Origin of the sequence: Helicobacter pylori (genome assembly GCF_003636935.1) — a bacterium.
Classification (GTDB): domain Bacteria; phylum Campylobacterota; class Campylobacteria; order Campylobacterales; family Helicobacteraceae; genus Helicobacter; species Helicobacter pylori_CH.
This window is the reverse complement of the sequence record NZ_MVVH01000001.1, coordinates 106,100-130,211: the sequence shown is the minus strand read 5'-3', so window position 1 is coordinate 130,211 and position 24,112 is coordinate 106,100. Positions and strand designations below refer to the sequence as shown.

Annotated in this window: 23 protein-coding genes and 1 pseudogene; 11 read left to right on the top strand and 13 right to left on the bottom strand. The window is 38.7% G+C overall.

Annotation, left to right across the window (positions count from 1 at the left end):
* The first annotated feature begins 26 nt into the window (after window positions 1-26).
* From putP to EAL87_RS08175, 11 genes and pseudogenes are all read left to right on the top strand, one after another.
* Window positions 27-1,517, top strand: a complete 1,491-nt coding sequence (gene putP / locus EAL87_RS00665) for a sodium/proline symporter PutP (RefSeq protein WP_120912568.1) — start codon at window positions 27-29, stop codon at window positions 1,515-1,517.
* Between the two features lie 38 nt (window positions 1,518-1,555).
* Entirely contained in the window at window positions 1,556-4,024 is a 2,469-nt protein-coding gene (locus EAL87_RS00660; protein ID WP_120912567.1) for an adenine/cytosine DNA methyltransferase, read from the top strand.
* The gene (locus EAL87_RS00655; protein WP_120912566.1) at window positions 4,024-4,314 is read left to right on the top strand and encodes a hypothetical protein; all 291 of its coding nucleotides are present in this window, start codon (window positions 4,024-4,026) and stop codon (window positions 4,312-4,314) included. The genes EAL87_RS00660 and EAL87_RS00655 overlap by 1 nt, the downstream gene beginning before the upstream one ends.
* 15 nt (window positions 4,315-4,329) lie before the next feature.
* On the top strand, window positions 4,330-5,283 hold the full coding sequence (locus tag EAL87_RS00650) for an iron permease (protein ID WP_240444219.1): 954 nt from the start codon (window positions 4,330-4,332) through the stop codon (window positions 5,281-5,283).
* A 43-nt stretch (window positions 5,284-5,326) separates the two neighbouring features.
* The gene (locus EAL87_RS00645; RefSeq protein WP_120912564.1) at window positions 5,327-6,394 is read left to right on the top strand and encodes a DNA cytosine methyltransferase; all 1,068 of its coding nucleotides are present in this window, start codon (window positions 5,327-5,329) and stop codon (window positions 6,392-6,394) included.
* A complete protein-coding gene (locus EAL87_RS00640; RefSeq protein WP_120912563.1) occupies window positions 6,391-7,089 on the top strand; it encodes a DNA-methyltransferase in 699 nt (232 codons plus the stop codon). Before EAL87_RS00645 ends, EAL87_RS00640 begins: the two co-directional genes overlap by 4 nt.
* A 51-nt stretch (window positions 7,090-7,140) precedes the next feature.
* Window positions 7,141-8,133, top strand: coding sequence for an agmatine deiminase family protein (locus EAL87_RS00635; protein ID WP_120912562.1), 993 nt, complete (start codon window positions 7,141-7,143; stop codon window positions 8,131-8,133).
* A complete protein-coding gene (gene hypF / locus EAL87_RS00630; protein WP_162972514.1) occupies window positions 8,130-10,382 on the top strand; it encodes a carbamoyltransferase HypF in 2,253 nt (750 codons plus the stop codon). Before EAL87_RS00635 ends, hypF begins: the two co-directional genes overlap by 4 nt.
* 11 nt (window positions 10,383-10,393) lie before the next feature.
* Window positions 10,394-11,392: a hydrogenase expression/formation protein HypE gene (gene hypE / locus EAL87_RS00625; protein ID WP_120912560.1), complete on the top strand. Its 999-nt coding sequence runs from the start codon at window positions 10,394-10,396 to the stop codon at window positions 11,390-11,392.
* Between the two features lie 364 nt (window positions 11,393-11,756).
* Window positions 11,757-11,987 carry a hypothetical protein gene (locus EAL87_RS00620; RefSeq protein ID WP_120912559.1) on the top strand — a complete coding sequence of 77 codons (231 nt, stop codon included), beginning with the start codon at window positions 11,757-11,759 and terminating at the stop codon, window positions 11,985-11,987.
* Window positions 11,988-12,213: 226 nt separating this feature from the next.
* Window positions 12,214-12,340 (top strand): annotated as a pseudogene (locus tag EAL87_RS08175) (anthranilate synthase component I).
* 19 nt (window positions 12,341-12,359) lie between these two features.
* Here the strand turns inward: EAL87_RS08175 and EAL87_RS00610 are convergent.
* The 13 genes from EAL87_RS00610 to EAL87_RS00550 form a co-directional block, all read right to left on the bottom strand.
* Window positions 12,360-13,298, bottom strand: coding sequence for a GDP-L-fucose synthase family protein (locus EAL87_RS00610; protein ID WP_120912558.1), 939 nt, complete (start codon window positions 13,296-13,298; stop codon window positions 12,360-12,362).
* Entirely contained in the window at window positions 13,291-14,436 is a 1,146-nt protein-coding gene (gene gmd / locus EAL87_RS00605) for a GDP-mannose 4,6-dehydratase (protein WP_120912557.1), read from the bottom strand. Before gmd ends, EAL87_RS00610 begins: the two co-directional genes overlap by 8 nt.
* Before the next feature lie 27 nt (window positions 14,437-14,463).
* Window positions 14,464-15,876, bottom strand: a complete 1,413-nt coding sequence (locus tag EAL87_RS00600; protein ID WP_120912556.1) for a mannose-1-phosphate guanylyltransferase/mannose-6-phosphate isomerase — start codon at window positions 15,874-15,876, stop codon at window positions 14,464-14,466.
* A 69-nt stretch (window positions 15,877-15,945) separates the two neighbouring features.
* The gene (locus EAL87_RS00595) at window positions 15,946-17,082 is read right to left on the bottom strand and encodes a DNA type IV secretion system protein ComB10 (RefSeq protein ID WP_120912555.1); all 1,137 of its coding nucleotides are present in this window, start codon (window positions 17,080-17,082) and stop codon (window positions 15,946-15,948) included.
* Window positions 17,075-18,049, bottom strand: a complete 975-nt coding sequence (locus EAL87_RS00590; RefSeq protein ID WP_120912554.1) for a TrbG/VirB9 family P-type conjugative transfer protein — start codon at window positions 18,047-18,049, stop codon at window positions 17,075-17,077. The genes EAL87_RS00595 and EAL87_RS00590 overlap by 8 nt, the downstream gene beginning before the upstream one ends.
* Window positions 18,049-18,792 (bottom strand): VirB8 family type IV secretion system protein, encoded by a 744-nt coding sequence (locus tag EAL87_RS00585; protein WP_120912553.1) that lies wholly within the window; start codon window positions 18,790-18,792, stop codon window positions 18,049-18,051. The genes EAL87_RS00590 and EAL87_RS00585 overlap by 1 nt, the downstream gene beginning before the upstream one ends.
* Window positions 18,789-18,902 (bottom strand): hypothetical protein, encoded by a 114-nt coding sequence (locus EAL87_RS00580; protein ID WP_001217870.1) that lies wholly within the window; start codon window positions 18,900-18,902, stop codon window positions 18,789-18,791. The genes EAL87_RS00585 and EAL87_RS00580 overlap by 4 nt, the downstream gene beginning before the upstream one ends.
* Before the next feature lie 15 nt (window positions 18,903-18,917).
* Window positions 18,918-19,973, bottom strand: a complete 1,056-nt coding sequence (locus EAL87_RS00575; protein ID WP_120912552.1) for a type IV secretion system protein — start codon at window positions 19,971-19,973, stop codon at window positions 18,918-18,920.
* Window positions 19,974-19,980: 7 nt separating this feature from the next.
* Window positions 19,981-20,976: a PDZ domain-containing protein gene (locus tag EAL87_RS00570; protein WP_120912551.1), complete on the bottom strand. Its 996-nt coding sequence runs from the start codon at window positions 20,974-20,976 to the stop codon at window positions 19,981-19,983.
* Complete coding sequence (locus EAL87_RS00565; protein ID WP_033748553.1) at window positions 20,976-21,269, bottom strand: YbaB/EbfC family nucleoid-associated protein; 294 nt, start codon at window positions 21,267-21,269, stop codon at window positions 20,976-20,978. Before EAL87_RS00565 ends, EAL87_RS00570 begins: the two co-directional genes overlap by 1 nt.
* Window positions 21,270-21,271: 2 nt before the next feature.
* The gene (gene panD / locus EAL87_RS00560) at window positions 21,272-21,625 is read right to left on the bottom strand and encodes an aspartate 1-decarboxylase (RefSeq protein ID WP_120912550.1); all 354 of its coding nucleotides are present in this window, start codon (window positions 21,623-21,625) and stop codon (window positions 21,272-21,274) included.
* Window positions 21,615-23,837: an AAA family ATPase gene (locus EAL87_RS00555; protein WP_120912549.1), complete on the bottom strand. Its 2,223-nt coding sequence runs from the start codon at window positions 23,835-23,837 to the stop codon at window positions 21,615-21,617. Before EAL87_RS00555 ends, panD begins: the two co-directional genes overlap by 11 nt.
* On the bottom strand, window positions 23,837-24,112 hold the full coding sequence (locus EAL87_RS00550) for an ATP-dependent Clp protease adaptor ClpS (RefSeq protein WP_120912548.1): 276 nt from the start codon (window positions 24,110-24,112) through the stop codon (window positions 23,837-23,839). Before EAL87_RS00550 ends, EAL87_RS00555 begins: the two co-directional genes overlap by 1 nt.

Below are 24,112 nucleotides of genomic sequence, written 5' to 3'. Positions count from 1 at the left end.
ATATTGTATTAAATAAGGAGATCAAAATGGGACATGTTGTTTTAAGCACCCCTATTGTTACGATGTTTATCGTTTATTCGCTGTTAATGCTCTATATTGGTTTTTATTTTTACAAACAAAATGAAACGACTGAAGATTATTTCTTAGGCGATCGTTCTATGGGGCCTGTGATTAGCGCTTTGAGCGCGGGGGCGAGCGATATGAGCGGGTGGCTTTTAATGGGATTACCGGGAGCTTTATATGTGGGGGGCTTAATCAACTCACACATCGCCATAGGGTTGAGTTTGGGAGCGCTCATTAACTGGGTTTTTGTGGCCAAACGCTTACGCATTTATACGAGCGTGATCGCTAATTCCATCACCATTTCAGATTATTTTGAAACGCGCTTTAGCGATGATAAACACATCTTGCGCTTGATTTCAGCTTTTGTGATTTTAATCTTTTTTATTTTTTACATTTCTTCAGGGCTAGTGAGTGGGGCTAAACTCTTTGAAGCGACCTTTGGCATCCAATACAACTACGCTTTAAGCATTGGCACGCTGATTATTGTTTCTTACACCTTTTTAGGAGGGTATAAGGCAGTGTGTTGGACGGATTTGATTCAAGGGCTTTTGATGATGAGCGCTTTAATTGTAGTGCCGATTGTGATGATAATCCATCTTGGTGGGATTGGAGAGGGGATTAAAATCATTAGAGAAATCAAGCCTGAAAACCTTTCTTTCTTGCAAGGCTCTAGCATAGTCGCCATTATTTCAAGCCTTGCTTGGGGGTTAGGCTATTTTGGACAACCCCATATTTTAGTGCGTTTCATGTCTATCCGCTCCATTAGAGATGTCCCTAAAGCGACCACTATTGGGATTTCTTGGATGGTTATTTCTTTGATTGGGGCATGCGTTATGGGGCTTTTAGGCGTTGCGTATGTGCATAAATTTGACTTGAGCTTAGAGGACCCTGAAAAGATTTTCATTGTGATGAGTCAATTGCTCTTTAACCCTTGGATCACAGGCATTTTGTTGAGCGCGATTTTAGCGGCGGTGATGAGTACGGCCAGTTCGCAACTGCTTGTAAGCTCTTCTACCATTGCTGAAGATTTCTATGCGACGATTTTCAATAAAAACGCCCCCCAAAAATTGGTGATGGTCATTTCTAGGCTTTCGGTTTTAGGGGTGGCTTGCATCGCTTTTTTCATTTCAACGGATAAAAACGCCAGCATTCTCAGCATCGTGAGTTACGCATGGGCTGGCTTTGGCGCGAGTTTTGGCTCGGTGATTTTATTCTCGCTTTTTTGGTCAAGAATGACACGCATTGGTGCGATTGCTGGCATGCTCTCTGGGGCTAGCACGGTGATTTTATACGATAAATTCGGCAAGAGCTTTTTGGATATTTATGAAATCGTTCCGGGCTTTATTGTAGCGAGTATAGCTATTGTTGTGTTTAGTCTGTTTTCTAGCGTGCGAGCAGGCACTAAAGAGGCTTTTGAAACCATGCTTAAAGAAATTGAGAGCTTGAGGCATTAAGACGCTTCAAATGAGCTTGGTTAATCCCTAAAACCCCTATGCTCTTTAATCAAACCTTAACCTATATTTCTTTATTTTCTGGGGCAGGAGTGGGGTGCTATGGGCTTTTAGAAGAGGGGTTTGAATGCATTGCTACTAATGAAATTTTAGAAAAACGCTTGAATATCCAAAGGATCAATCGTAAATGCAAACTAGATGAAAGCTACATTAGTGGGGATATTAAAAAGCCAGAAACAAAAGAAAAAATTTTAAAACAAATTGGATTTTATTCTAAAAAATTTGGTAATGATAGGGTTGATTTAGTGGTAGCAACCCCACCTTGTCAAGGCATGAGCGTGGCCAATCATAAAAAGAAAAACGATGAAATCAAACGGAATTCTTTGGTGGTTGAGAGCATTGATTTGATCAAACAAATCAAACCCAGATTTTTTATTTTAGAAAATGTCCCTAGTTTTTATAAAACAGGTTGTATAGACAAAAATGACAATTTGCTAGAAATAGGATCTATGATAGAGCAAAATTTGAGTGGTGATTATATGCTCTATGATGAGGTAATTAATTTTAAAAATTTTGGGGCTAATTCAAGCCGAACAAGAACTTTAGTGATAGGGGTTTGTAAAGAGTTTAAAGATTTTACAAGCGCGTTAGAATTTTTTCCTGATTTCAAACAAGAAAAAACCTTAAAAGAAGTGATAGGTTCGTTAAAACCACTTACTTGGGGCGAGTATGATAGCGCGGATTTTTATCATAGTTTTAGAACTTATCCAAAGCATATGCAAGAATGGATTAAGGATTTAAAAGAAGGACAAAGCGCATTTGAGAACACAGAATTAAACAAAAAGCCTCATAGAATGGTCGGTAATAAGATTGTCTTAAATGTTTCTAAAAATGGCGATAAATATAAAAGACAAAAATATCATAGCGTTGCCCCTTGCATTCATACAAGAAACGACCAAATGGCTAGCCAAAACACGATCCACCCCAAAGATGATAGAGTGTTTTCCATTAGAGAGCTGATGCTTTTAATGAATATCCCTAGCCGTTTTAAGTGGTTAGATTTAGAATTACAAGAATTAAACGCCCTTAACCAACAAGAAAAAGAAAAAATCTCCAAACAAAACGAAATGAATATAAGACAAAGTATCGGTGAAGCTGTTCCAACGATTATTTTTAAGCAAATTGCTATAAAAATAAAAAACTTCATGTCTCAAATCCATTTAAGCTATAAAGAAATCATTAGGCTTATTGATGCGCGCCATTTGTTAGAGCCAAAAAATTTGAAGCGATTTATTTTAGAGAATAAAAACAAGATTGCAAGAGCGAGTTTGGTGAGTTTGGCGGAAATGTCTAATTCTAAACGCATAGAAAAAAGCGCGTATTTTACAAACCCTTTTATTATTAATGAGATAGCAAAGTTATTGCCAAGCTTTAAACAAGAGAGCGTTACTATCATAGAGCCAAGTGTAGGGTGTGGGAATTTCTTAAGCGCTCTTTTTAAAAAATACGCTTCTGTTAAAAAAGTTTATTTAAAGTGTATAGATATTGATAAAAATAGTTTAGAAATTTTAGAGATTTTATATAAAGATTGCATTCCTAACAATTTTGAAATGGAATTGATTTGCACAGATTTTCTAGCCTATGAATGCGGCAAAGTGGATTTAATTGTGGGCAATCCGCCTTTTGGCAAAACGCATGAAAGATTTAAAGATTATAGTTTAGGACTCACTCATTTAGCAGGGATTTTTTTAGAAAAGTCTTTAAAACTAGCCAACTTTACAGCAATGGTTATGCCTAAAAACCTTTTAAACACTAAAGAGTATGCAGAAACCAGAACTAAGCTTGAAAAAAAGGGAGTAGGAGCGATTTTAGATTTTGGCGAGCTTGGTTTTAAGGGTGTTTTAGTAGAAACAATTGCTATTGTTACACAAAAATCAAAAGAAATTTTAGCGCGTTCGTTACCTCTAAATCTAAGCATCAAGCAAAAGCCAAGCTATATTTTTGACAAACAATTACCCTATTGGGTTATCTATCGTAACGCTTTTTTTGATAAGGTGTTTCATTCCATGCAGTTTGGTCTTTTTGAAGTGTTTAGAGACAGACAAATCACTAATTCTGTGTTAGTTAAAAATGGTATTCGTGTGATTAAATCTCGCAATATTGATGAAAACGGAAAGATTATTAGCATTGAAAATTACGATAGCTACATTCAAAAAGAGGTTTTAAATCCGTTCAAGATAGCTTCATTTTTAAACAGAGATGATGTCTATTTAACCCCCAATATGACCTATAAGCCAAGGATTTTAAAAAAAGAAAAAGGCTATGTAGTTAATGGATCTGTGGCTATTTTAATCCCTAAAAACCCTATATCTTTAAGCAAGAAACAATGCGATTATATCTCTAGCATTGAATTTAGAGATTTTTATAAAATCGCTAGGAATTATCAAACGCGCACCTTGAATATTGATAGCATGAGTTGCTTTTGGTTTGGGATTTTAAAGAGTAGCTAATGAAAGAACAGCAAATTATTGATTTTTTAAAACTCAGATATTATGATATTAGAAAAACACAAAACGCGCGATGGATAGATCAAAAATGCACCCCTGATGTGTTGTCTATTGTTGCTGATTGTATTTTAGAATTTACGCAATATAATATTGAAAAATCATTTTCTATTAGGGATATTTGGGATAGCCCTTACACCAATGAAAATGTTAAAATGATTTTTTCTAAACCTGATTTAAATTCTGACTTTTCCATGCATGAATACGATAAGTTTTTTTCTCAGCCTATTAAATGATTAGCCTATAGCGGTATTTTATTTGAAACAAAAACTGGCAATAGAAATATTTATACCATACAAAACATAGAGCTGTTAGAATACCTCATGCAAAGAGAAACAAACGCTTTGAAATTCCTTATTTTATACATTCAAAAGGTATTAATGGATAGTGGGGTTGAGCCTATATTTGACAACTTTTTACAAAAACAAGACACAGAAAGTTTTAAACAACTAAAAGATGGTTTCACTCATTTTACTATCAATAACACAGCAATCAAAAACACTACAGAATGTTTTAGGATTTTTACTAAAATTATCAATCCTTTAGCTTTTTATTATGGTAAAAAAGGCACAAGAAAAGGGTTTTTATCCAACACTATAATTACAAAAGATGAGCTTAATTACAATCGTATCAATTGGCGAGATATAGGAAAAGATAAAAATATCACCAGACAAGAATACGATCTTATAAACTCTAAAAGGATTGCTAATTCTAACTATCTTATTTCAAAAGCTAAGAAAGTGGTGAAGCAATATAATGATAAATTCAATCATTCTCTTTCTGAAGTGAAAGGAGAAAATGAAACAGTGCAAGCCACACAAATACACCATATTTTCCCTGTTCAAGACTTTCCTCTTATTACTGATTATATAGAAAATCTTATCGCGCTCACTCCCAATCAGCATTTTATTTACGCCCACCCCAACAATCAAACCCGCCCGATTGATAAAGATTTTCAATATATCTGTTTATTAGCTAAAACAAATACAATTTTTAATGACACTCAAGGCGTATATGATTGGAAGCATTACATTTTTGTGTTGAATATGGGTCTCAAGACAACTATCTTTTCTCAAGTCAATAATGAGTGGGAATTATTGCGAGCAATAGATACTTTTTATTTTGATTTTAACAAAAGCAAAGATCCAAGTTGGCAATATTTGCTAGATAAAAACGATTTAAGAGCTTTCAAGCTAAAATTTTAATAAGTTTTATTGAAACCGGCTGTGAAATTTATGAAAGCTTGAAATGAATTATAAAATTTTAGATTTATTTTGTGGGGCTGGGGGTTTTAGTGCTGGATTAGAGCGTTTAAAAGAGTTTGACGCTTTAATAGGGCTAGATTGCGATAAACAAGCCCTAATTACTTTTGAAAACAACCATAAAAACGCCATAGGTATTTGTGGGGACATCACTCAAACCGAAATTAAAGAAAAAGTCATCAAACTAGCTCAAAAATTAGGAATCAACATGATCATTGGCGGGCCTCCATGCCAAGGCTTTTCTAATAAAGGGAAAAATTTAGGGCTAAAAGACCCTAGGAATTTTTTATTCTTAGAATATATAGAAATAGTCAAAGCCATAAAGCCAGAAATTTTTATCATTGAAAACGTGAAAAACTTAATCTCTTGCGCTAAAGGCTATTTTTTAGAAGAAATCAAAGAAAGATTGAACGCTTTAGGGTATCAATTGAGCTATCAAATCCTAAACGCTAAAGATTACGGCGTGCCTCAAAACAGAGAGAGGGCTTTTATTGTGGGGGCTAGTCGTTTTAGTTTTGATTTCAATCTTTTAGAGCCTTCTCAAAGCGTGAGCGTCCAAGATGCCATAAGCGATTTAGCTTATCTTTGTTCTAATGAAGGGGCGTTTGAGAGTGATTATTTAAACCCTATCCAATCCAATTATCAAGCTTTAATGCGAAAAGATAGCCCTAAATTATACAACCACCAAGCCACCAACCACTCGCAAGCCGCTTTAGAGAAATTAAAACTCATTAATAAAGAACAGGGCAAAGAATGCTTGCCCAAAAACTTGCATGGCAAACAGCAATTCAAAAGCACATGGGGGCGCTTGAATTGGAATAAAATCAGCCCCACCATAGACACACGCTTTGACACTCCCAGTAATGGCACCAACTCCCACCCTGAATTGCACCGCTCTATCACGCCCAGAGAAGCCGCCAGGATACAAAGTTTTAGCGATAATTATATCTTTTATGGCAATAAAACGAGCGTTTGTAAGCAAATCGGTAACGCTGTGCCTCCTCTTCTAGCCCTAACCTTAGACAAAGCGATCTTAAAAAGCTTGAGAAAATGATACAAATTTATCACGCTGACGCTTTTGAAATTATCAAGGATTTTCACCAGCAAAATTTAAAAGTGGATGCGATCATCACGGATCCTCCTTATAACATTTCGGTTAAAAACAATTTTTCCACCCTAAAGAGCGCTAAAAGGCAAGGCATAGATTTTGGGGAATGGGATAAAAATTTCAAGCTTTTAGAATGGATCACGCGCTACGCCCCCTTAGTCAATCCAAACGGCTGCATGGTGATTTTTTGCTCTTACAGGTTTATAAGCTATATCGCTGATTTTTTAGAAGAAAACGGCTTTGTGGTCAAAGACTTTATCCAATGGGTTAAAAATAATCCCATGCCAAGAAACATTCACCGGCGCTATGTCCAAGACACGGAATTTGCCCTATGGGCGGTTAAAAAGAAAGCACAATGGGTGTTTAACAAACCCAAAAATGAAAAATACTTACGGCCCTTGATTTTAAAAAGCCCTGTGGTTGGCGGGCTTGAAAGAGTGAAACACCCAACGCAAAAAAGCCTGGCCTTAATGGAAAAAATCATTTCCATCCACACAAACCCTAATGACATCGTTCTGGATCCTTTCATGGGGAGCGGCACCACGGGCTTAGCGTGCAAGAATTTAGAACGAAATTTTATCGGCATAGAATCAGAAAAAGAATATTTTCAAACCGCCCAAAAGCGTTTGAATTTGTTTTAAAAACGCTATTTGAATGAGATTGTGTTATAGTTATTTAAAAGGATATTTTTAATGAAAAGAATGTTAGCGGAGTTTGAAAAAATCCAAGCGGTTTTAATGGCGTTCCCCCATGAGTTTGGCGACTGGGCGTATTGCATCAAAGAGGCTAGAGAGAGCTTTTTAAACATCATTCAAACCATAACCAAACACGCTCAGGTGTTAGTGTGCGTCCATACTAGCGATACTATCGGCTATGAAACGCTTAAAAACTTACCGGGCGTAGAAATCGCAAGGGTTGACACTAACGACACATGGGCTAGGGATTTTGGAGCGATCAGTATTGAAAATCAGGGCGTTTTAGAGTGCTTGGATTTTGGCTTTAATGGCTGGGGGTTAAAATACCCGTCCAATTTAGACAATTTAGTGAATTTCAAACTCAAAAGTTTAGGGTTTTTAAAACACCCTTTAAAAACGATGCCCTATGTTTTAGAGGGAGGGAGCATAGAAAGCGATGGCGCTGGGAGTATTTTAACCAACACCCAATGCCTGCTAGAAAAAAATCGTAACCCCCATTTGAATCAAAATGGAATAGAAAGCATGCTTAAAAAGGAATTAGGGGCTAAACAAGTGCTGTGGTATTCTTATGGCTATTTAAAGGGCGATGATACCGATAGCCATACCGACACGCTCGCTCGCTTTTTAGATAAAGACACCATTGTTTATAGCGCATGCGAGGATGAAAACGATGAGCATTACACAGCCTTAAAAAAAATGCAAGAAGAATTAAAAACCTTTAAAAAACTAGACGGCACGCCTTATAAACTCATCCCCCTAGAAATCCCCAAAGCCATTTTTGATACAAACCAACAACGCTTGCCGGCCACTTATGTGAATTTTTTATTGTGCAATAACGCCCTCATCGTCCCCACTTACAACGACCCTAAAGATGCGCTCGTTTTAGAGACCTTCAAACAACACACGCCCTTAGAAGTGATAGGAATTGATTGCAACACCTTAATCAAACAGCATGGAAGCTTGCATTGTGTAACGATGCAACTTTATTGAACAAAATCACGCTTTTTGGCGTGGTTCAAGGCGTAGGCATGCGTCCTTTTGTTTATACCCTAGCTCAAAAATTAGAGCTTGTAGGCTTTACGCGTAACACCCAAGCGGCTTTAGAAATCATCTTGCCCGCTCACAAAACAGAGTCTTTTTTAAACGCCCTAAAAAAAGGATTACCCCCTTTAGCGCTGGTAGAAAAAATCATTATTAGCCCCTATGATAAGGCGTTAAATTTCAATGATTTTAGGATTTTAGAAAGCAAGAACCACCCCTTAAATTTGCTCAGTCAAATCCCTAAAGATTTAGGCGTGTGTGAGGATTGCTTGCGCGAAATCAGGGATAAAAACTCCCCCTATTTTCATTACGCTTTCAATTCTTGCGCGAAGTGTGGGGCGAGATACAGCCTTTTAAACGCCATGCCCTATGACAGAGAAAACTCCGCCCTAAAACCTTTCAAGCTCTGTGAATTTTGCACATCCGTTTATAAAGACCCCACCAATAAGCGCTTCCACATTCAAGGCATCAGCTGCAAAAAGTGCGGTATCGCGCTCAATTATAAGCGATTCAAAAACGATGACGCGCTTTTAGAATGCGCTAAAGACCTTCAAAAAGGTAAAATCATCGCTCTTAAAGGTTTGGGAGGCTTTGCTCTCTTGTGCGATGCGAGGAATTTTCAAACCATAGAGAGATTACGGCTTTTAAAAAACCGCCCCCTAAAGCCTTTCGCGCTCATGTTTAAAGACTTAAACGCAGCCAAACAGCATGCGTTTTTGAACGCGTTAGAAGGCGAGAGCTTGAGAGCGGCTAACGCCCCCATTCTTTTAGCGCGTAAAAAACCTAATACCCAATTAGCCCCCAATATCGCCAAAAACTCCCCCTTTTATGGCGTGATTTTGCCCTATACCCCTTTGCATGCTTTATTATTGGATTTATTGGATTTCCCTATTGTGTTCACGAGCGCGAATTTCAGCTCCCTCCCTTTAGCGAGCGATGAGGCTGATATTGATTCCTTGAGTTTCATTTTTGATTTTAAGCTCACGCACAACCGTGCCATTATTCATAGGATTGATGATAGCATCGTGCAGCGCGTGGATAATGCGATTCGCCCCATGCGTTTGGCTAGAGGGTTTGCCCCCCTTTACCTCACTTTGCCCAAACGCTCTAATCAAGCGCCCAAAAAGATTTTAGCGCTTGGAGCGGAGCAAAAAGGGCATTTTAGCTTATTAGATAGCAAAACTTCTGTTCTTTTGCTCTCGCCTTTTTGCGGGGATTTGAGCGTTTTAGAAAATGAAAAACACTTTAAAGAAACTTTGAATTTTTTCTTAAACACCTATGATTTTAAACCCACGCTCTTAGCTTGCGATAAGCATAAAAACTACACCACCACTCAAATGGCTTTTGAATTTAATACGCCCTTGTTGCAAGTCCAGCACCACCATGCCCACTTTTTAGCGAGCGTCTTAGACGCATTGTTACAAGACCCGCATTTAAACCACCCCTTTATAGGTATCATCTGGGATGGGAGTGGGGCTTATGACAATAAGATTTATGGGGCGGAGTGTTTTATAGGGGATTTTGAACGCATTGAAGAAGTGGCTAGGTTTGAAGAATTTTGGCTTTTAGGGGGGCAAAAAGCGATCAAAGAGCCTAAACGCTTGGTTTTAGAAATCGCTTTAAAACACCAACTCAACAAGCTTTTAGGGCGTGTTCAAAAGCATTTTAAAGAAGACGAATTAGAAATTTTTAAACAAATGCATGACAAAAAAATCCAAAGCGTCGCCACCAATTCCATAGGGCGTTTGTTTGATATAGTAGCGTTTAGTTTGGATTTAGCGGGAACGATTAGCTTTGAAGCAGAGAGCGGGCAGGTTTTAGAAAATCTGGCCTTACAAAGCGATGAGATCGCTTTTTATCCGTTTACAATCAAAAACAGCGTGGTGGGTTTAAAAGATTTTTATCAAGCGTTTGAAAAGGATTTGGGCGTTTTAGAGCCTGAACGCATCGCTAAGAAATTTTTTAACAGCCTAGTAGAAATCATTACCGCTTTGATTGCGCCTTTTAAAGAGCATGCGGTGGTGTGCAGTGGGGGCGTGTTTTGCAACCAATTATTGTGCGAACAATTAGCCAAGCGATTCAAAAAGCTTCAAAGGGAGTATTTTTTCCACAAGCATTTCCCCCCTAATGACAGCAGTATCCCTGTCGGTCAAGCCTTAATGGCGTATTTCAACCCTACAATCATCAAAAAAGGATAAAAAGGATAAAAATGGATAGCGTAACTCTAGCATGCGGGAACGGAGGGAAAGAAACAAACGCTTTAATTGAGCAAGTCTTTATGCCCTATTTAAAAGAATTTATCGTTGCGTTTGATGAAGACGCCCCTAAATTTGAAGCTAGTGGGGAATATTGCGTGAGCACGGATAGTTTTGTCATCACGCCTTTAATTTTTAATGGAGGCGATATAGGCAAGCTTTGCGTTTGCGGGAGTGCGAATGACGTGAGCGTGCAAGGGGGCGAACCTTTGTATTTGAATATCGGTTTTATTTTAGAAGAAGGCTTAGAAATCCCTCTTTTAAAACAAATTTTACAATCCATACAAAAAGAATTGTTTAAAGCCAACTTGAAACTCCTCTCCCTAGACACTAAAGTCGTGCCAAAGGGGAGCGTGGATAAGCTTTTTATCAACACGACTTGTATTGGTAAAATCATCAAGCCAGGGGTTTCTTCGCGCCATTTACAACCAGGGCAAGCCATTATCCTAAGCGACACTATCGCCAATCATGGGGCAAGCCTGTTTGCAATGCGTCATGAAATCAAGCTTAAAACGAATCTAGAAAGCGATTGCCAATTGCTCTATCCTTTATTAAAACCCCTGTTTTTAAGCGATCTCAAAATTGATGCTTTAAGAGATGCGACTAGGGGCGGGTTAGCGAGCGTGCTGAATGAATGGGCGAACAGCTCTAGAGTGAAAATCGTTATAGAAGAAGAAAAAATCCCTTTAAAAGAAGAAACGAAAGGGATTTGTGAGATTTTAGGGCTAGAACCCTACGCGCTAGCCAATGAGGGGGTGTTTGTTTTAGCGCTCAATCAAAAAGACGCCCAAAAAGCCTTAGAAATTTTAAAAAGTAATGAAAAAGCTAAAAACGCTTGCGTGATTGGCGGAGTGTTTGAAAACCCTTATCCTAGTGTGGTTTTAAAGAACGCATGGGGTTTTGAAAGGATTTTAGAGACGCCAGAAGGCGAATTGTTGCCTAGGATTTGTTAACACGCCGTCATTTTTTAATCGTTTTAAGCCTGCCCTAAAAATGGTTTAGAGTCCGCTTAAGCTAAATCTAAGTCTAAGTCTAAGTCCACTATACTCAAGGCATTTGAGAAAAAACTTGCAATAAGAGGGTGTTAGTGGTGGGTTACAAAAAAGCGGGCTTAATGCTAGCAATCATTTTTGGGTTTGCTGTGTTTTTTTCTGCGTGTAAGAGTGATTACGCAAAAAAAAGATAGTAAAGATAATAAAAGAGAAAGGAATTAAAAAAAATATAAAAGAGAAAGAAACAATAGAAAAAGAAAAGATAAAGGAAAAGATAAGAGAAGCGTTTGAAAAACTGCCAAAAAAACCACCAATAGATCTTAGAATGACTTTTAGGAACAATTTTTATTGGATAGACATCATTTCAAATGTTGATAATGTCGCTATAGTCGGCATAAAAGTCAATCGTGGGGATTGCGGTGGAACCAGTAGGATTGATAGAAAACTAGGACTTAACGATAGTTATGAATTTCGTATTCTTCCATCGTTTTGTCGGTATGTCAAAGAAATTAGCATTAAGACGGATAAAGGGATTTGGGATTTTAGAATGAGATAAAAACCCAATCACCTCTAAAACAGACAGCATAGAAATCCAAGACATTTGGAAATTAAAATCCAAACCGATAAGAGCTATAAAACTTTTCATTCCAATCATCGTTATTGCCATAGCCCTTTATGAGTTTATTTTTTATTTAAAGCAAGCGATAATGAGTTTCATAGAAAAAGCCCCTTACTTTCCCTAGTTTTTTATGAAAAATTAGAATGGTAACACACCCTGCTTTTTGAAAGCGCTTGAAATTGAGAGCGAAAGGCAAACCAAACCCCTTTTAATGGCTCAAGTCTGTTTGAAGCGAATGTAATCACAATATCGTAAAATCGCTAGCCCTTAATAGCGGAGCGTTTTTATAACCCTATAAGAGCCTTGATTTTATTTCAAACCCTCTAAAAGCTTCAAATAATACTCATAAGCTTCTTTGATGCCCTGCTCTAAAGGGATTTCTAATTCCCATTTTAAAGCCTTTTGTTTGGAAATATCCATAAGCTTTTGCTGCATGCCCACTGGTTTGGATAAGTCTTTCACAAACACGCCCTTATAGTCTAAAACCTGAGCGACTTTTTTATAATACTCTTCAATGCTATAATCCACGCCAGAGCCGACATTCATCACGCTAGGCATTGAAGCGATATTCTCATAAGCGAGAGCGATGAACCTCGCTAAATCTTTAGCGTTTAGATATTCTCTCCTAGCCGTGCCATCGCCCCACATCACAAACTCTTTTTCATTTTTTAATTTGGCGGTGTGCATCCTAGCGATAAGCCCAGGTATCATGTGCGCTATTTTTTCTTCAAACTTGTCAAACTCGCCATAAAGGTTGCAAGGCACTAAGGTTTTATAAAAAACGCCCTTTTCAGCGCTCACGTATTCGCAATACTTCATCACAGAGAGTTTGGCTAAAGCGTAGCCTTCGTTCGTTGGCTCTAAAGAGCCGTTCAATAAATCGCTCTCTTTTAAAGGGTTAGTGGCGAATTTAGGATAAGCGCAAGAGCTCGCTAGATTAATGGCTTTTTTCACGCCCAAATCTAAAGCGCTAGAAAAGAGGTACAAGCCCATGAGTAAATTCTCAACCATGTAAGTTGAAAGATCGTTCATGTTAGCGACAATGCCCCCCACTCTCCCGGCGCAATGGATAATGCCTGTAGGCTTATATTCTTTCAAATAGGCTTGAACATTGTCCTTATCCAATAAATACAATTCGCTCTTTTTAGGGGTGAGCAAAGTAACATCAGGCTTATTTTTTTTAAAATACAACGCCGTGTTCTGCCCCACCATGCCATAAGCGCCGGTGATTAAAATAACCTCATTCATAAAAATTCCTTAAAATATAACCCCCATCTTGCAAGTAAAGGTTTTTCTGGCATTCTTTTAAATCGTATTCTAACATGTCCTTAACCAACTCTTTTAAATCGTATTCCCTAACCCAGCCCAGCTCTTTCTCAGCCTTAGTGGGATCGCCTAAGAGCAAATCCACTTCAGTAGGCCTGAAATAGCGTTCATCTATACGCACCACGATTTGGCCCGTTTTTAAATGGCTTAAGTTTAAGTTTAAAGCGTCCGCTCTTTTTTCATCAACGCTTTTGATCAAACCGATTTCTTTAATCCCTGTATTTTGAAATTCTAGATCAATACCGATAAATTCAAAGCTCATTTTCACAAAATCGCGCACGCTTGTGGTCTTTCCTGTGGCGATCACATAATCTTGTGGAGTGGGCGCTTGGAGCATTAAATGCATCATTTTCACATAATCTTTGGCATGCCCCCAGTCTCTTTTAGCGTCCAAATTCCCTAAATACAAGCAATCCGTTAAGTTATACGCTATCGCGCTAGCGGCTCGTGTGATTTTACGAGTGACAAAAGTTTCGCCCCTTACCCTACTTTCATGGTTAAAAAGAATGCCATTAACCGCAAACAAGTTATAAGCCTCTCTGTAATTTTTGGTGATGTAAAAGGCATACATTTTAGCGACCGCATAGGGGCTTCGTGGGTTAAAGGGGGTGTTTTCATTTTGTGGGGTTTCTAAGACTTCGCCATACAATTCGCTCGTGCTGGCTTGATAAAATCGTGTTTTATTTTCTAAGCCTAAAATCCGCATGGCCTCTAAAATCCTTAGCGTGCCAATACCATCAGCGTTAGCGGTGTATTCTGGGGTTTCAAAAGAGACTTTCACATGGCTTTGAGCGGCTAAATTATAAATCTCTGTAGGCTTAGTGGTAGCGATTAGATGGATGAGGTTAGAGCTATCGGTCATATCCCCATAATGCAAGAAAAAACGCCTCTTGTGTTCGCTGTGCAAATCTTCATACAAATGATCGATCCTAGAAGTGTTGATGCTAGAAGAGCGCCTTTTTAGCCCATGCACTTCATAACCCAAATTCAGCAAGTATTCAGCCAGATAGCTCCCGTCTTGCCCGGTAACCCCGGTGATTAAAGCGATTTTTTCTTTCATTATTGTTCCTTTATTAATTTTCCTTTATTAGGCGTTTTGATTTTTTCTGTTAAAATCATCATCAACCCTTACAATATCGTCTTCGCCGACATACTCGCCCACTTGAACTTCTATGATGGTTAAAGGGATTTTGCCGTAATTAGCCAGGCGGTGTAGGGTGTTTTTAGGGATATAAGTGGACTCATTAGCTTGCAATTCAAACGATTGGTGATTTAATTCCACGCTCGCCATCCCGCTAATCACCACCCAGTGTTCGCTCCTGTGGAAATGCTTTTGTAAAGAAAGCCTGGCGTTTGGTTTGACTTCTAAAATCTTAACCTTGTAACAACCGCTCTCATGCAAGACTTCATAACTCCCCCAAGGGCGATACACTTTAGTGTGCGTTTGCAACAATTCCTGGTTATTTATTTCTATCTCGCTCACTAAAGCTTTTAAATCTTTAGCCTTGTCTTTATGAGCGACTAAAAGAGCGTCTTTAGTGTCAATGATGGCTAAATTCTCAACGCCTAAAAGAGCGCTCACTTTATGAGAAAACACTAAATTATTTGCGCTTTCTTTGGCAAAAACAGGCGTTTGATTCAAGCTGACATTTTCTTTAGTGCCGTTAGCCACTTCTTCAAAAAGAGCGTTAAAATTCCCTAAATCGCTCCACTTGGCGTTTAATCCTACCATTTTGATTTTGTGGCTTTGCTGCATTAAGGCTATATCCACGCTCACATCTTCTAAATCTTGCATGCTCTTTTCGCTCAAACGAGCGATCTTTTGTTCAAAAAAATACGCGTTTTCTAACGATTCAAACGCTCTTTCACACCCCTTTAAAATAGTAGGGGCATGCTTTTTTAGTTCGTCTAAAAAAACGCCCGCTTGGAAAACAAACATGCCACTGTTGAAATAAAAACCCCCGCTTTTTTGAAACTCTATCGCTTTTTCTAGGCTTGGCTTTTCAATGAATCGCTTGACATCTAGAGCGTTAGGGCTTTCAATATACCCAAACTCCGTGTTGGGCTTGTCAATACTCACCCCAAAAGTGACTAAAAAGCCTTTTTGGGCTAAACCAATCGCTTTTTTCATCGCATTTTCATACGCTTGAAGGTCTTTAATCAAATGATCGCTTGGCGTAACGATGAGTAAATCTTCTTTATCGCTCATTAAAGCGCTCAAACTAATGGCGTTAGCGGTGTTTTTACTCAAGCTCTCTAATAAAAAACCCACGCTTTTGTTTTTGATTTCATTCTTTATCTCTTCTAGGGCTAAAAAATAATGTTTTTCATTGCACACAATGAGCGTTTCATCTACTAAGGAAGCGTTTCTTTTAAAACTCAATTCAAACAAGCTTTTATGGTCAAAAAGCTTTAAAAATTGCTTAGGGTATAGGCTACGGCTTAAAGGCCATAAGCGTTTGCCACTCCCCCCACTCAGTAAGATATTTTTAATTTTCATGGGCTTTCTTGTCAGGCTCTCTTTTGTTTTTTAGGGTTATTATAGCGTTTTTAATCTGGCATTTTTGAGTCACTTCAAAAACTCAGCGATGACTTCATTCTCTCTGGGTATAGGGAAGAAGATGTCAGTATTAGGCGAAATGAAAACCCTACTCCCCTCTCTAATCACCACAATGGGGGCGATCTTGCTCTTGTCTCTTAAAATTTGATTGACCACTTGATTGATCCCCATACCGCTTTGCCTCATCAATTGCATTAAAAGGTAATCCCCAAAGAAATTGGTTACCTCTTCTTTATTGCCTCTGTTGTTTAAAGCCGAAGTGATCCCAATCAATAGGCCGTTAGTGAGCGTAGAAAGCAGTAACGGCACGCCATAGCGTTGGAAATTCCTTTCAATCAATTCCCCCACTAAGCCGTTATAGCCTTTAATGTCCGCCCCCTTAGCGTTAGTGAGCATGATATTAATCCCATGGGGAGTGATGATGCGACTCCATACAATATCCAAGCGGTATTCGCCCATTTTGTTATTGTTGCTGTAATAGCCTATGACTTTAGAGCCTTTGGGGATTAAGACGGCTTTGCCCATGTGAGCGAAAATATCGCTTTCCACTTGCGCGATGACTTTACCAGCGATCTGGCTAGAAATAGGCGTGATCAAAAAAGCGGGTATCATTTTATCGGCCGTAATGGTGCGTAAAAGCTTGTTTTCATTAGTGGCGGTGTCTTTTTCTTTAAGGTTAGTAAAACCATCGATGCCTTTAGGGTTATCCATGGGGAAAATCAGGTTTTCTTCGTAATTTTTAGGGCTTTGTTTGAAAGGGGTGATGCGAGAGGCTAATAAATCTAATTGCTTTAGAGAAAAATCTTTTTTAGGGGGGGTTGTGTTTATCTTTGGATCTATGGGAGGGCTGGTAAAAGTTTCTTCTTTGGAATAATTCATTTCTTTGGAGCTTAGGGCTTTTAATGCGGCTTTGAGCTGTTCTTGTAAGGCTTTAATAGTAGCGTCTTTGGAGCTTTCTGTGTTAGTTGGCTGTGGGTTTTGAGTGAAGGTGTAGTCTTGTAAGGGGTATTTCACCTCATCGTCATTCAAAAGGCTAGGCTGGTTATTTAAGGGGGCTTTTGGCTTTTGATGATAGACTAAAGAAATGGTTGTAATCGTTGCAAAACCCCCTATAAAAACAATCGCCCCCTTAAGCCACTTATTCATCTTTAGCCCTTTTGATAAAACGGATACACAAATAGTCCTTACCCAGCCTTAAAGTCCATTTAGCCGAAACGTCTTCAGCGATAATGTAATCACCCACAATCCTTGTATTCACCGGGTTATCATAGCCATCAACGACCTTATAAATCACCGGGAATTTAGAGAGCGCTAATCTTTTGTCAAATTTGAAATAAGTGAATTGCTTGTCGTTAAAAATTTCTTTAGGCATCAAAGAGAGTTTGGACTTTTTAGAACAAGCCCATAAACAATACCATTTCCTTTGAGAGCTTTTTAGAGCCTTGTAGCCTTTTTGAATGTCTTTTTTAACGATTTTCATCGCATTGGTGTTATCGCCAATAGTTATAGTCTCTTCTTCTTTTTCTTTGGTTTCTTCTTTTTCTTCTTTTAAGGGTTTGTTGTTTGTGGGAGCGTTTTCAAGGGTATTTTCTTTATTTTCTTTTTGGGGCTTCAAAAAAGCGTTAGAATAATAATTTTTATCTTCTATGAAAACCTGCAAATTAGGGTGTTTGGAGCTGGTGAAAGTGGTAGAAAACACATAGAAAGAAAAAATCTTGCCCTCACTATCAATCACGCTGATATTAGAATCCACGCCAATTTGTAAAGGCTTGATAAGCAAAATACGATCGTTGCTTTCTAAGATTTTCGCATCAAATCCCACCTTATCCCCTAAAACAAAATCGCTAATGGGTTTTGAAAAAAACAATAAGGTCGCCATCGCATAACGCAAGCGGATTTTATAGGTTTGCCCTTGAAAATAATCAATGTTCAAAGTGTTGGACATTTTGGAGCGGTTTTTGTCAAAAAAGCTCCCTTGAATGGCGTTTAAATCCTGCATGGGGTGGTTTAAATGCGCCGGGGCTGTTTCGTTCGCTTCTTCTAAAAAATCATCGGCTTTTAAAACGCTAAAAGCCAACAAAAAGCCTATGAGAGCGTATAAAAATTTCCGCATCAATCATTCCTGTTAGTCGGTGCGATTTCAGTGATGCTGTAACGAGTGATTTTAAAGCCGGTAGGGTTTTTAGGCATGGAAGCGTAATCAAAATCCGGGGTGTCAAACAGATAACTCAATACGATTTTATAACGCTTTTCATACACGAGCTTGTTTTCATTCAAAAGTTTAGCGGCAATGGAAACGCTCGCAATGGGGTTATTGTCTTGCTGATAGATCGCAATATTGACGATATGGACTTCTCTTTCTAAATGGCTTTGCGCATAGATGCTGTTTTGCGTTTTAATCAAATCTTCAAAGCGTTGCCACACTTTAGAACTGCTTTGCAAGCGCACCAATTCATAGCGCGATTTATCGTCAATGCGGTTAATGCTCTCTCGGTTTAACACATACGCCCCAATGAGCGAACGGGCCAACGCTTCATTACTGGAAATGCTTTTATCCGCTCTTTGGATAATGGCGTAATGCTTGTCCTGGTTTAAAAAATCCACGAAATGGTGTTCGGTTTTTTGTAAGGGTAGAATGCTGATTAAAACGATCGCTAAAATAAGAGCGATAAAACTCATCAAGCCTAAGAGCTTGTAAGCGATTTTCAAGCGGTTCCTTTCCAACCGAAACACGCTTTGCATGTCCAAATCATTCACCGAAAAACCAGAAAGCTTGTTTTCTAAATGCTTTTCTTGGTGGCTTAAAAGCTCTTCTAAAAAAGCCATCTGATCGCTGTTGAAAGGCTTTTCTTTCATGCGAGATTTAACCTGTTTTCATACAAGGTGCAAGGGCTTTTTTTCATCTCATGCACCTTGCTCGTGCAACCAAATAACAAAAGTCCCATGATAACAAAAAAAATTCTCATTAAATTCCCATTTATTTAAATTTCATTTTTTGTATTTATTGTATCCTTTTTAACCTTTTTTTGCTTGAAATTTGGAATTTTTACATCTAATTGAGTGGTTTCTACCTTAAATGTGGGGGAATGCGTTTCTTTTTCTTTAGAAACGCTACCGCTTGTAGAAGTAGAAATAGGAGAGGGAGCGGGCGAGGTCGTGATATATTGTAAGGAATTGAGAGCGTTTTGGCTGAGGTTAGCGCTCAAATTTGTGGCGAGTTTGTAAGTTTCTTTAAGGCTGTTTTGCACCCTAAACAAAGCGTTGATGAAAAAAGGCACGCCTATAATAAAAACGCAACACAAAAATAACGCTACCACTAATAAAAGGCTTAAGTCTTGTTGTTCTTGCATATGAGCGTTGATTAAAGCTTTAGTAACCGACACATTCAAAAACCCCACTAGTAACAAAAAAGGCTTGTAAAACCCAAGGGCTAGGCATTTTTTAAGGCATGCAAACACAACGCTCCTCCAGGTTTTAAAAAACCCAAACGCTAAAAACAGCACCCCTAAAGAGCACCACACATGCACTTCTAAATACACTAAAATGATGATCGCAAACAAAACGCTCAAAAAAAGCGCTTGCAAGATGCTTAAAAAAAGCCACACGGACATTTCATTATGGCTCAAATCGCTGATGAAACTAAGGGCATAAAAACCATGATTGAAGATAAAATCTAAAGAAAGCGCGTGGTTGGAAAGGTTACTTAAGCTTTGAGAAAGGCTTTGAGTGATCATGTTAGGCGCAATAAAAATAGCGTTTTGGAAAAATTCATAAAAATGCGAAGGGTTTTTCAAAGCGTAGTTAAACAGCGCAAAAAACCCCACAAACCATAACGCCTCTAAAATCGCGCTAGCGCTGAAAAAATTCTGCTCTTTCAAACTCCTATAAGCAAAGAGCATGAACGCCAAAGCGACCGCGCTATTAAACACCAATTGCGCATGCAAGGTGTAGAGGAAAAATTCAGCGAAACGCCCTAAAATCGCCGTGAGAGGCGTGATAAACCAAGAAAGAATGATTTCATAAGCGTCATTTTTCATCAATGTTTCAACGGACTTTAATGTAAAATTCAAAGCCTTTACGCCAGACTAATAATTCAATTTTAGGCGCGCTTAACGCTTCTCTTAAAGCTTTCGGGTTGAACGCCACATTTTTACGATTCACCCATAAAATCCTATCCCCAAGCTTTAAAAAATCCAAGCCTTTGGGCAAATGACTGCCTATTTTAGTGATCATAAAACGCTCGTCTAAAGCGATGCCATAGCGCTCTAAAAAAGTGTCTTTGAGCAAAAACCCCCCATAACGCTTATTGACTTTGAGCGTTACTTCTTTGATTTTGTGGTTCCGTTTGATTTTCACTTTTATAAGGCTTTGGTATTTAAGATTGCTCACCACCCATTCAAACTCCGCTAATGAATAGATCTTGTGATCATTGATCGCTAGGATTTCATCGTTTTTTAAAAAAGGGTTTTTAGGGAAAAAGGGATCGAATTGCGCTACCACCAAACGCTTATGATGTTCTTCTAAACGCACCCCAATATCCCCATAATAAGGCTCTTGCTGGTTTAAAAAGCGCTTGATAAATTTCGTTTCTATAAAGCCGTTCCCCCCTACCCCTAGCCCTAACATTTGATAGCAAATATTGCTGATAACGCCATTTTTTTGAGTCTTTTGTGCAATTTGAGCGTAGCGATCATAGCCTTTTTGCCCCACTAATAATCGCGCTTCTAGGGCTTCTTTATCTCCTATACTAGCCATAGGCCTTATAAGGGCGTCTTTGTCCAAATCCCTTAATGTATAAAAATACTCGCTTGGCGTGCTTTGCAACAAATACAACCCTACAAAAGGATCGGATTTAATGACTTTGGCGTGTTTAGGGTAGGTTTTGGAATAATATAAATACACGCCTTTAGGCAATTCTTTTAAAGCCACGCCTCCTTTTTGAAGGCTCGCTTTTTTAAAAAAAGCCTGACAATGCTTGAAATCATAAGCCCCTAAGCCATTCACAAAAAACCATAGAATGATAAGGGCTTTGTGAAGCATCACAATTTAGCAAAATTCCCCAGCATGTTAAAGGCTAAATTCTTTCGGTTTTCTTCTACGGCTTTATACCCGTCATTCAAAGCGCTCATCAAATAGATTTGCATCGCTTCTTTATCTTCTAACAGGCTGTCATCAATTTGCAAATCCACTAATTCCCCCAACCCATTAAAACTCACGCTCACCATTCCCCCACCGCTTTTGGAAGTGTGGATCGTGTCTTTATTCTTTTCTTCTAGTTGAGAAAACTCTTTTTTTACGCCGTCTAATAACCCACTCAATTGGCTAAAATCCATGTCTAACCCTTTTTTAAAATTTCATTCTTTTCATCCACTAGCACGATGCATGGCTTGTGTGCATTCATTTCATCTTCATTCATGCTCGCATAAGCTAAAATGATCACCACATCGCCTATGGCCACCTTTCTGGCCGCTGCACCATTGACGCAAATTTCGCCCCTTTTTTTCCCTAAAATCACATAAGTGCTGAAGCGTTCGCCGTTATTAATATTGACGATTTCTACTTTCATGCCCTCTCTGAGTTTAGCAGGCTTGGCTAAATTTTCATCTATGGTGATCGAGCCCACATAGTTAAGGTTAGCGTCTGTGATAGTCGCTCTGTGGATTTTGCTATAAAGCATTTCAAAAGTCATTTTCTTTCACCTTTTGTGCACGCTTGATTTCTTTTAAAACCAATTGATTGTTTTCTAACAAGCAAGCGATCTTGCAAGGTTTTTTGAACGATTGCAAGAGCAGTAGATCGCTTAATGGGGTTTTGATCTCATTGTGAATGATTTTTTTAATTTCTCTCGCTCCTAAAGTCGTCTGATAGCTCTTTTGCGCGATGAATTTCACCACTTCTTTATGGAATTTTAAGGCTATGTCTTGCTCTAGCGCTAGGGCTTTGAGTTTGTCTAATTCCACAGAGACAATGCGTTCAAAATCCTCCAAACTGAGCGCGTTAAACGGCACAATTGCATCAATTCTGGATCGTAATTCAGGGGTCAAAAGCTCTTTAACGGCTTTATCATACTTGGTGTTTTTAGCGCTAAAAAACCCTAGCGTATCCTTATCCTTACTCCCCACATTTGAAGTCATAATCAGTATCACATGCTTAAAACTCGCCTGATTGCCTAAATTATCGCTCAAAGTAGCGTTATCCATCACTTGCAACAACAAATCATACACGTTAGAATGGGCCTTTTCTATCTCATCTAAAAGCAGCAAACAATGCGGGTGTTTTTTAATCGCATTCACCAACAACCCCCCTTGTTCAAACCCCACATAACCGCTAGGACTCCCGATGAGCTTTGCCACGCTATGGGCCTCTTTGTATTCGCTCATGTCAAAGCGTTCAAAATGCAAGTTCAAATTCAAGGCCAATTCTTTAGCCAATTCTGTTTTCCCCACCCCACTAGGCCCCACGAATAAAAAGCTCCCCACAGGCTTATTTTTAGAAGAAAGCCCGCAATACTGGATTTTAATCGCATTGCTGACAAGACTGATCGCTTCTGCTTGGGCAAAAATCTTATTTTTAAGCGATTTTTCCAAGTTTCTTAAAAGGGCTTTTTTATCGCCGCTCAAACGCATTTTAGGGATTTTAAGCTTTAGAGCGAGCGTTTCTTGCACATCATCAACGCTGATTTTTTTACCTTTTTTGGGGTTAATCTTTTTCCTTGATCCCACCTCATCTAATAATTCAATCGCCTTATCCGGCAAGAATTTATCGTGCATGTAATAACTCGTTAAATCCACGCATGCCTTAAACACGCTCTCATCATAACGCACCTGGTGGTGTTCTTCATAAAGAGGAGCGATCTTTTTTAAAATCAAGTAACACGCTTCTTTAGAAGGCTCTTCAACATTCACTATAGAAAAACGCCTGTTGAAAGCCTTGTCTTTTTCAAACACGCTACGGTATTCTTCAAAAGTGGTCGCTCCCAAACATTTCAAGCTCCCATCGGTTAAGAGCGGTTTTAGCATGTTCGCTGCATCCAAGCTCCCAGCATTACTGCTCCCAGCGCCTAAAAGGGTGTGGATTTCATCAATGAATAAAATGATACGGCCGTTTTGTTGGATCTCTTTGATCGTTTTTTTCAAGCGTTTTTCAAAATCCCCTCTGTATTTTGCCCCAGCCACCATTAAGGCTAAATCCAAAGAATAGACTTCATAATCTTGTAAAAATTCTGGCACTTCTTTGTGAGCGATTTTTAAAGCCAAAGCTTCAGCGATGGAGGTTTTGCCTACCCCTGCTTCGCCAATTAAAAGCGGGTTATTTTTTTTTCTGCGCCCTAAAATTTCTATAACCCTTAAAATCTCTTCTTCTCTTCCAATGACCGGATCTAAAGCGTTGTCTTGGGCTAAAGCGCTCAAGTTTTTAGCGTATTTTTTTAGAGCGTTATTTTTGGGCGTTTCTTCAGCTTCATTAAGAGTGGTATCCGTAAAATTATCAAGTTCCAATAAAGCAGATTTAAAATACGAACGAGTGATACCAAAACTATCCATGAGTTTTGAAGCGTAGCAATCGGGGTGTTCTAGCATGAAAATCAGCAATTCTTCCACGCCCACGCTCTCTAAATAACTCACATGCATTTTCTTAAACACCTTTGATAGCACAAAACTCCTGTCCGGTATTTTGGCTGGATCGTTTTTTAAAGGGATATACTGCAACAAGTAGTCTTTAAGGATTTCCCTCATTTTATGGTAGTCATCTTCTTCTAAAGTATTAAAGATCCTTGCCCCGCTCTCATGCTCTAAGACGGCTAATAACACATGCTCTGTGGTGCAAAGGGTATGGTTAAAATCTAGGGCTAAATCTAAAGCTTGAGCCAACACGCCATTCAAATCTTTATTGAATTTATCCATTATCTGATCTCTTCTACCAATAATCTTAAGGGGAAATTTAACGCTCTAGCCTTGTCTTTCACGCATGCTGCCCTATACCTAGCAATATCATAAGGATAGACGCCACAAACCCCCTCGCCATCACGATGGATATTTAGCATGAGTTCTTGAGCTTCCTCTAAAGGTTTGTCAAAAAAATCCCTCAAAGCAGAGATGACAAATTCCGCTGTCGTAATGGGGTCATCAATCATGATCACTTGCGACATGGTGGGGGTGGGTATTTTATAGATTTTCAT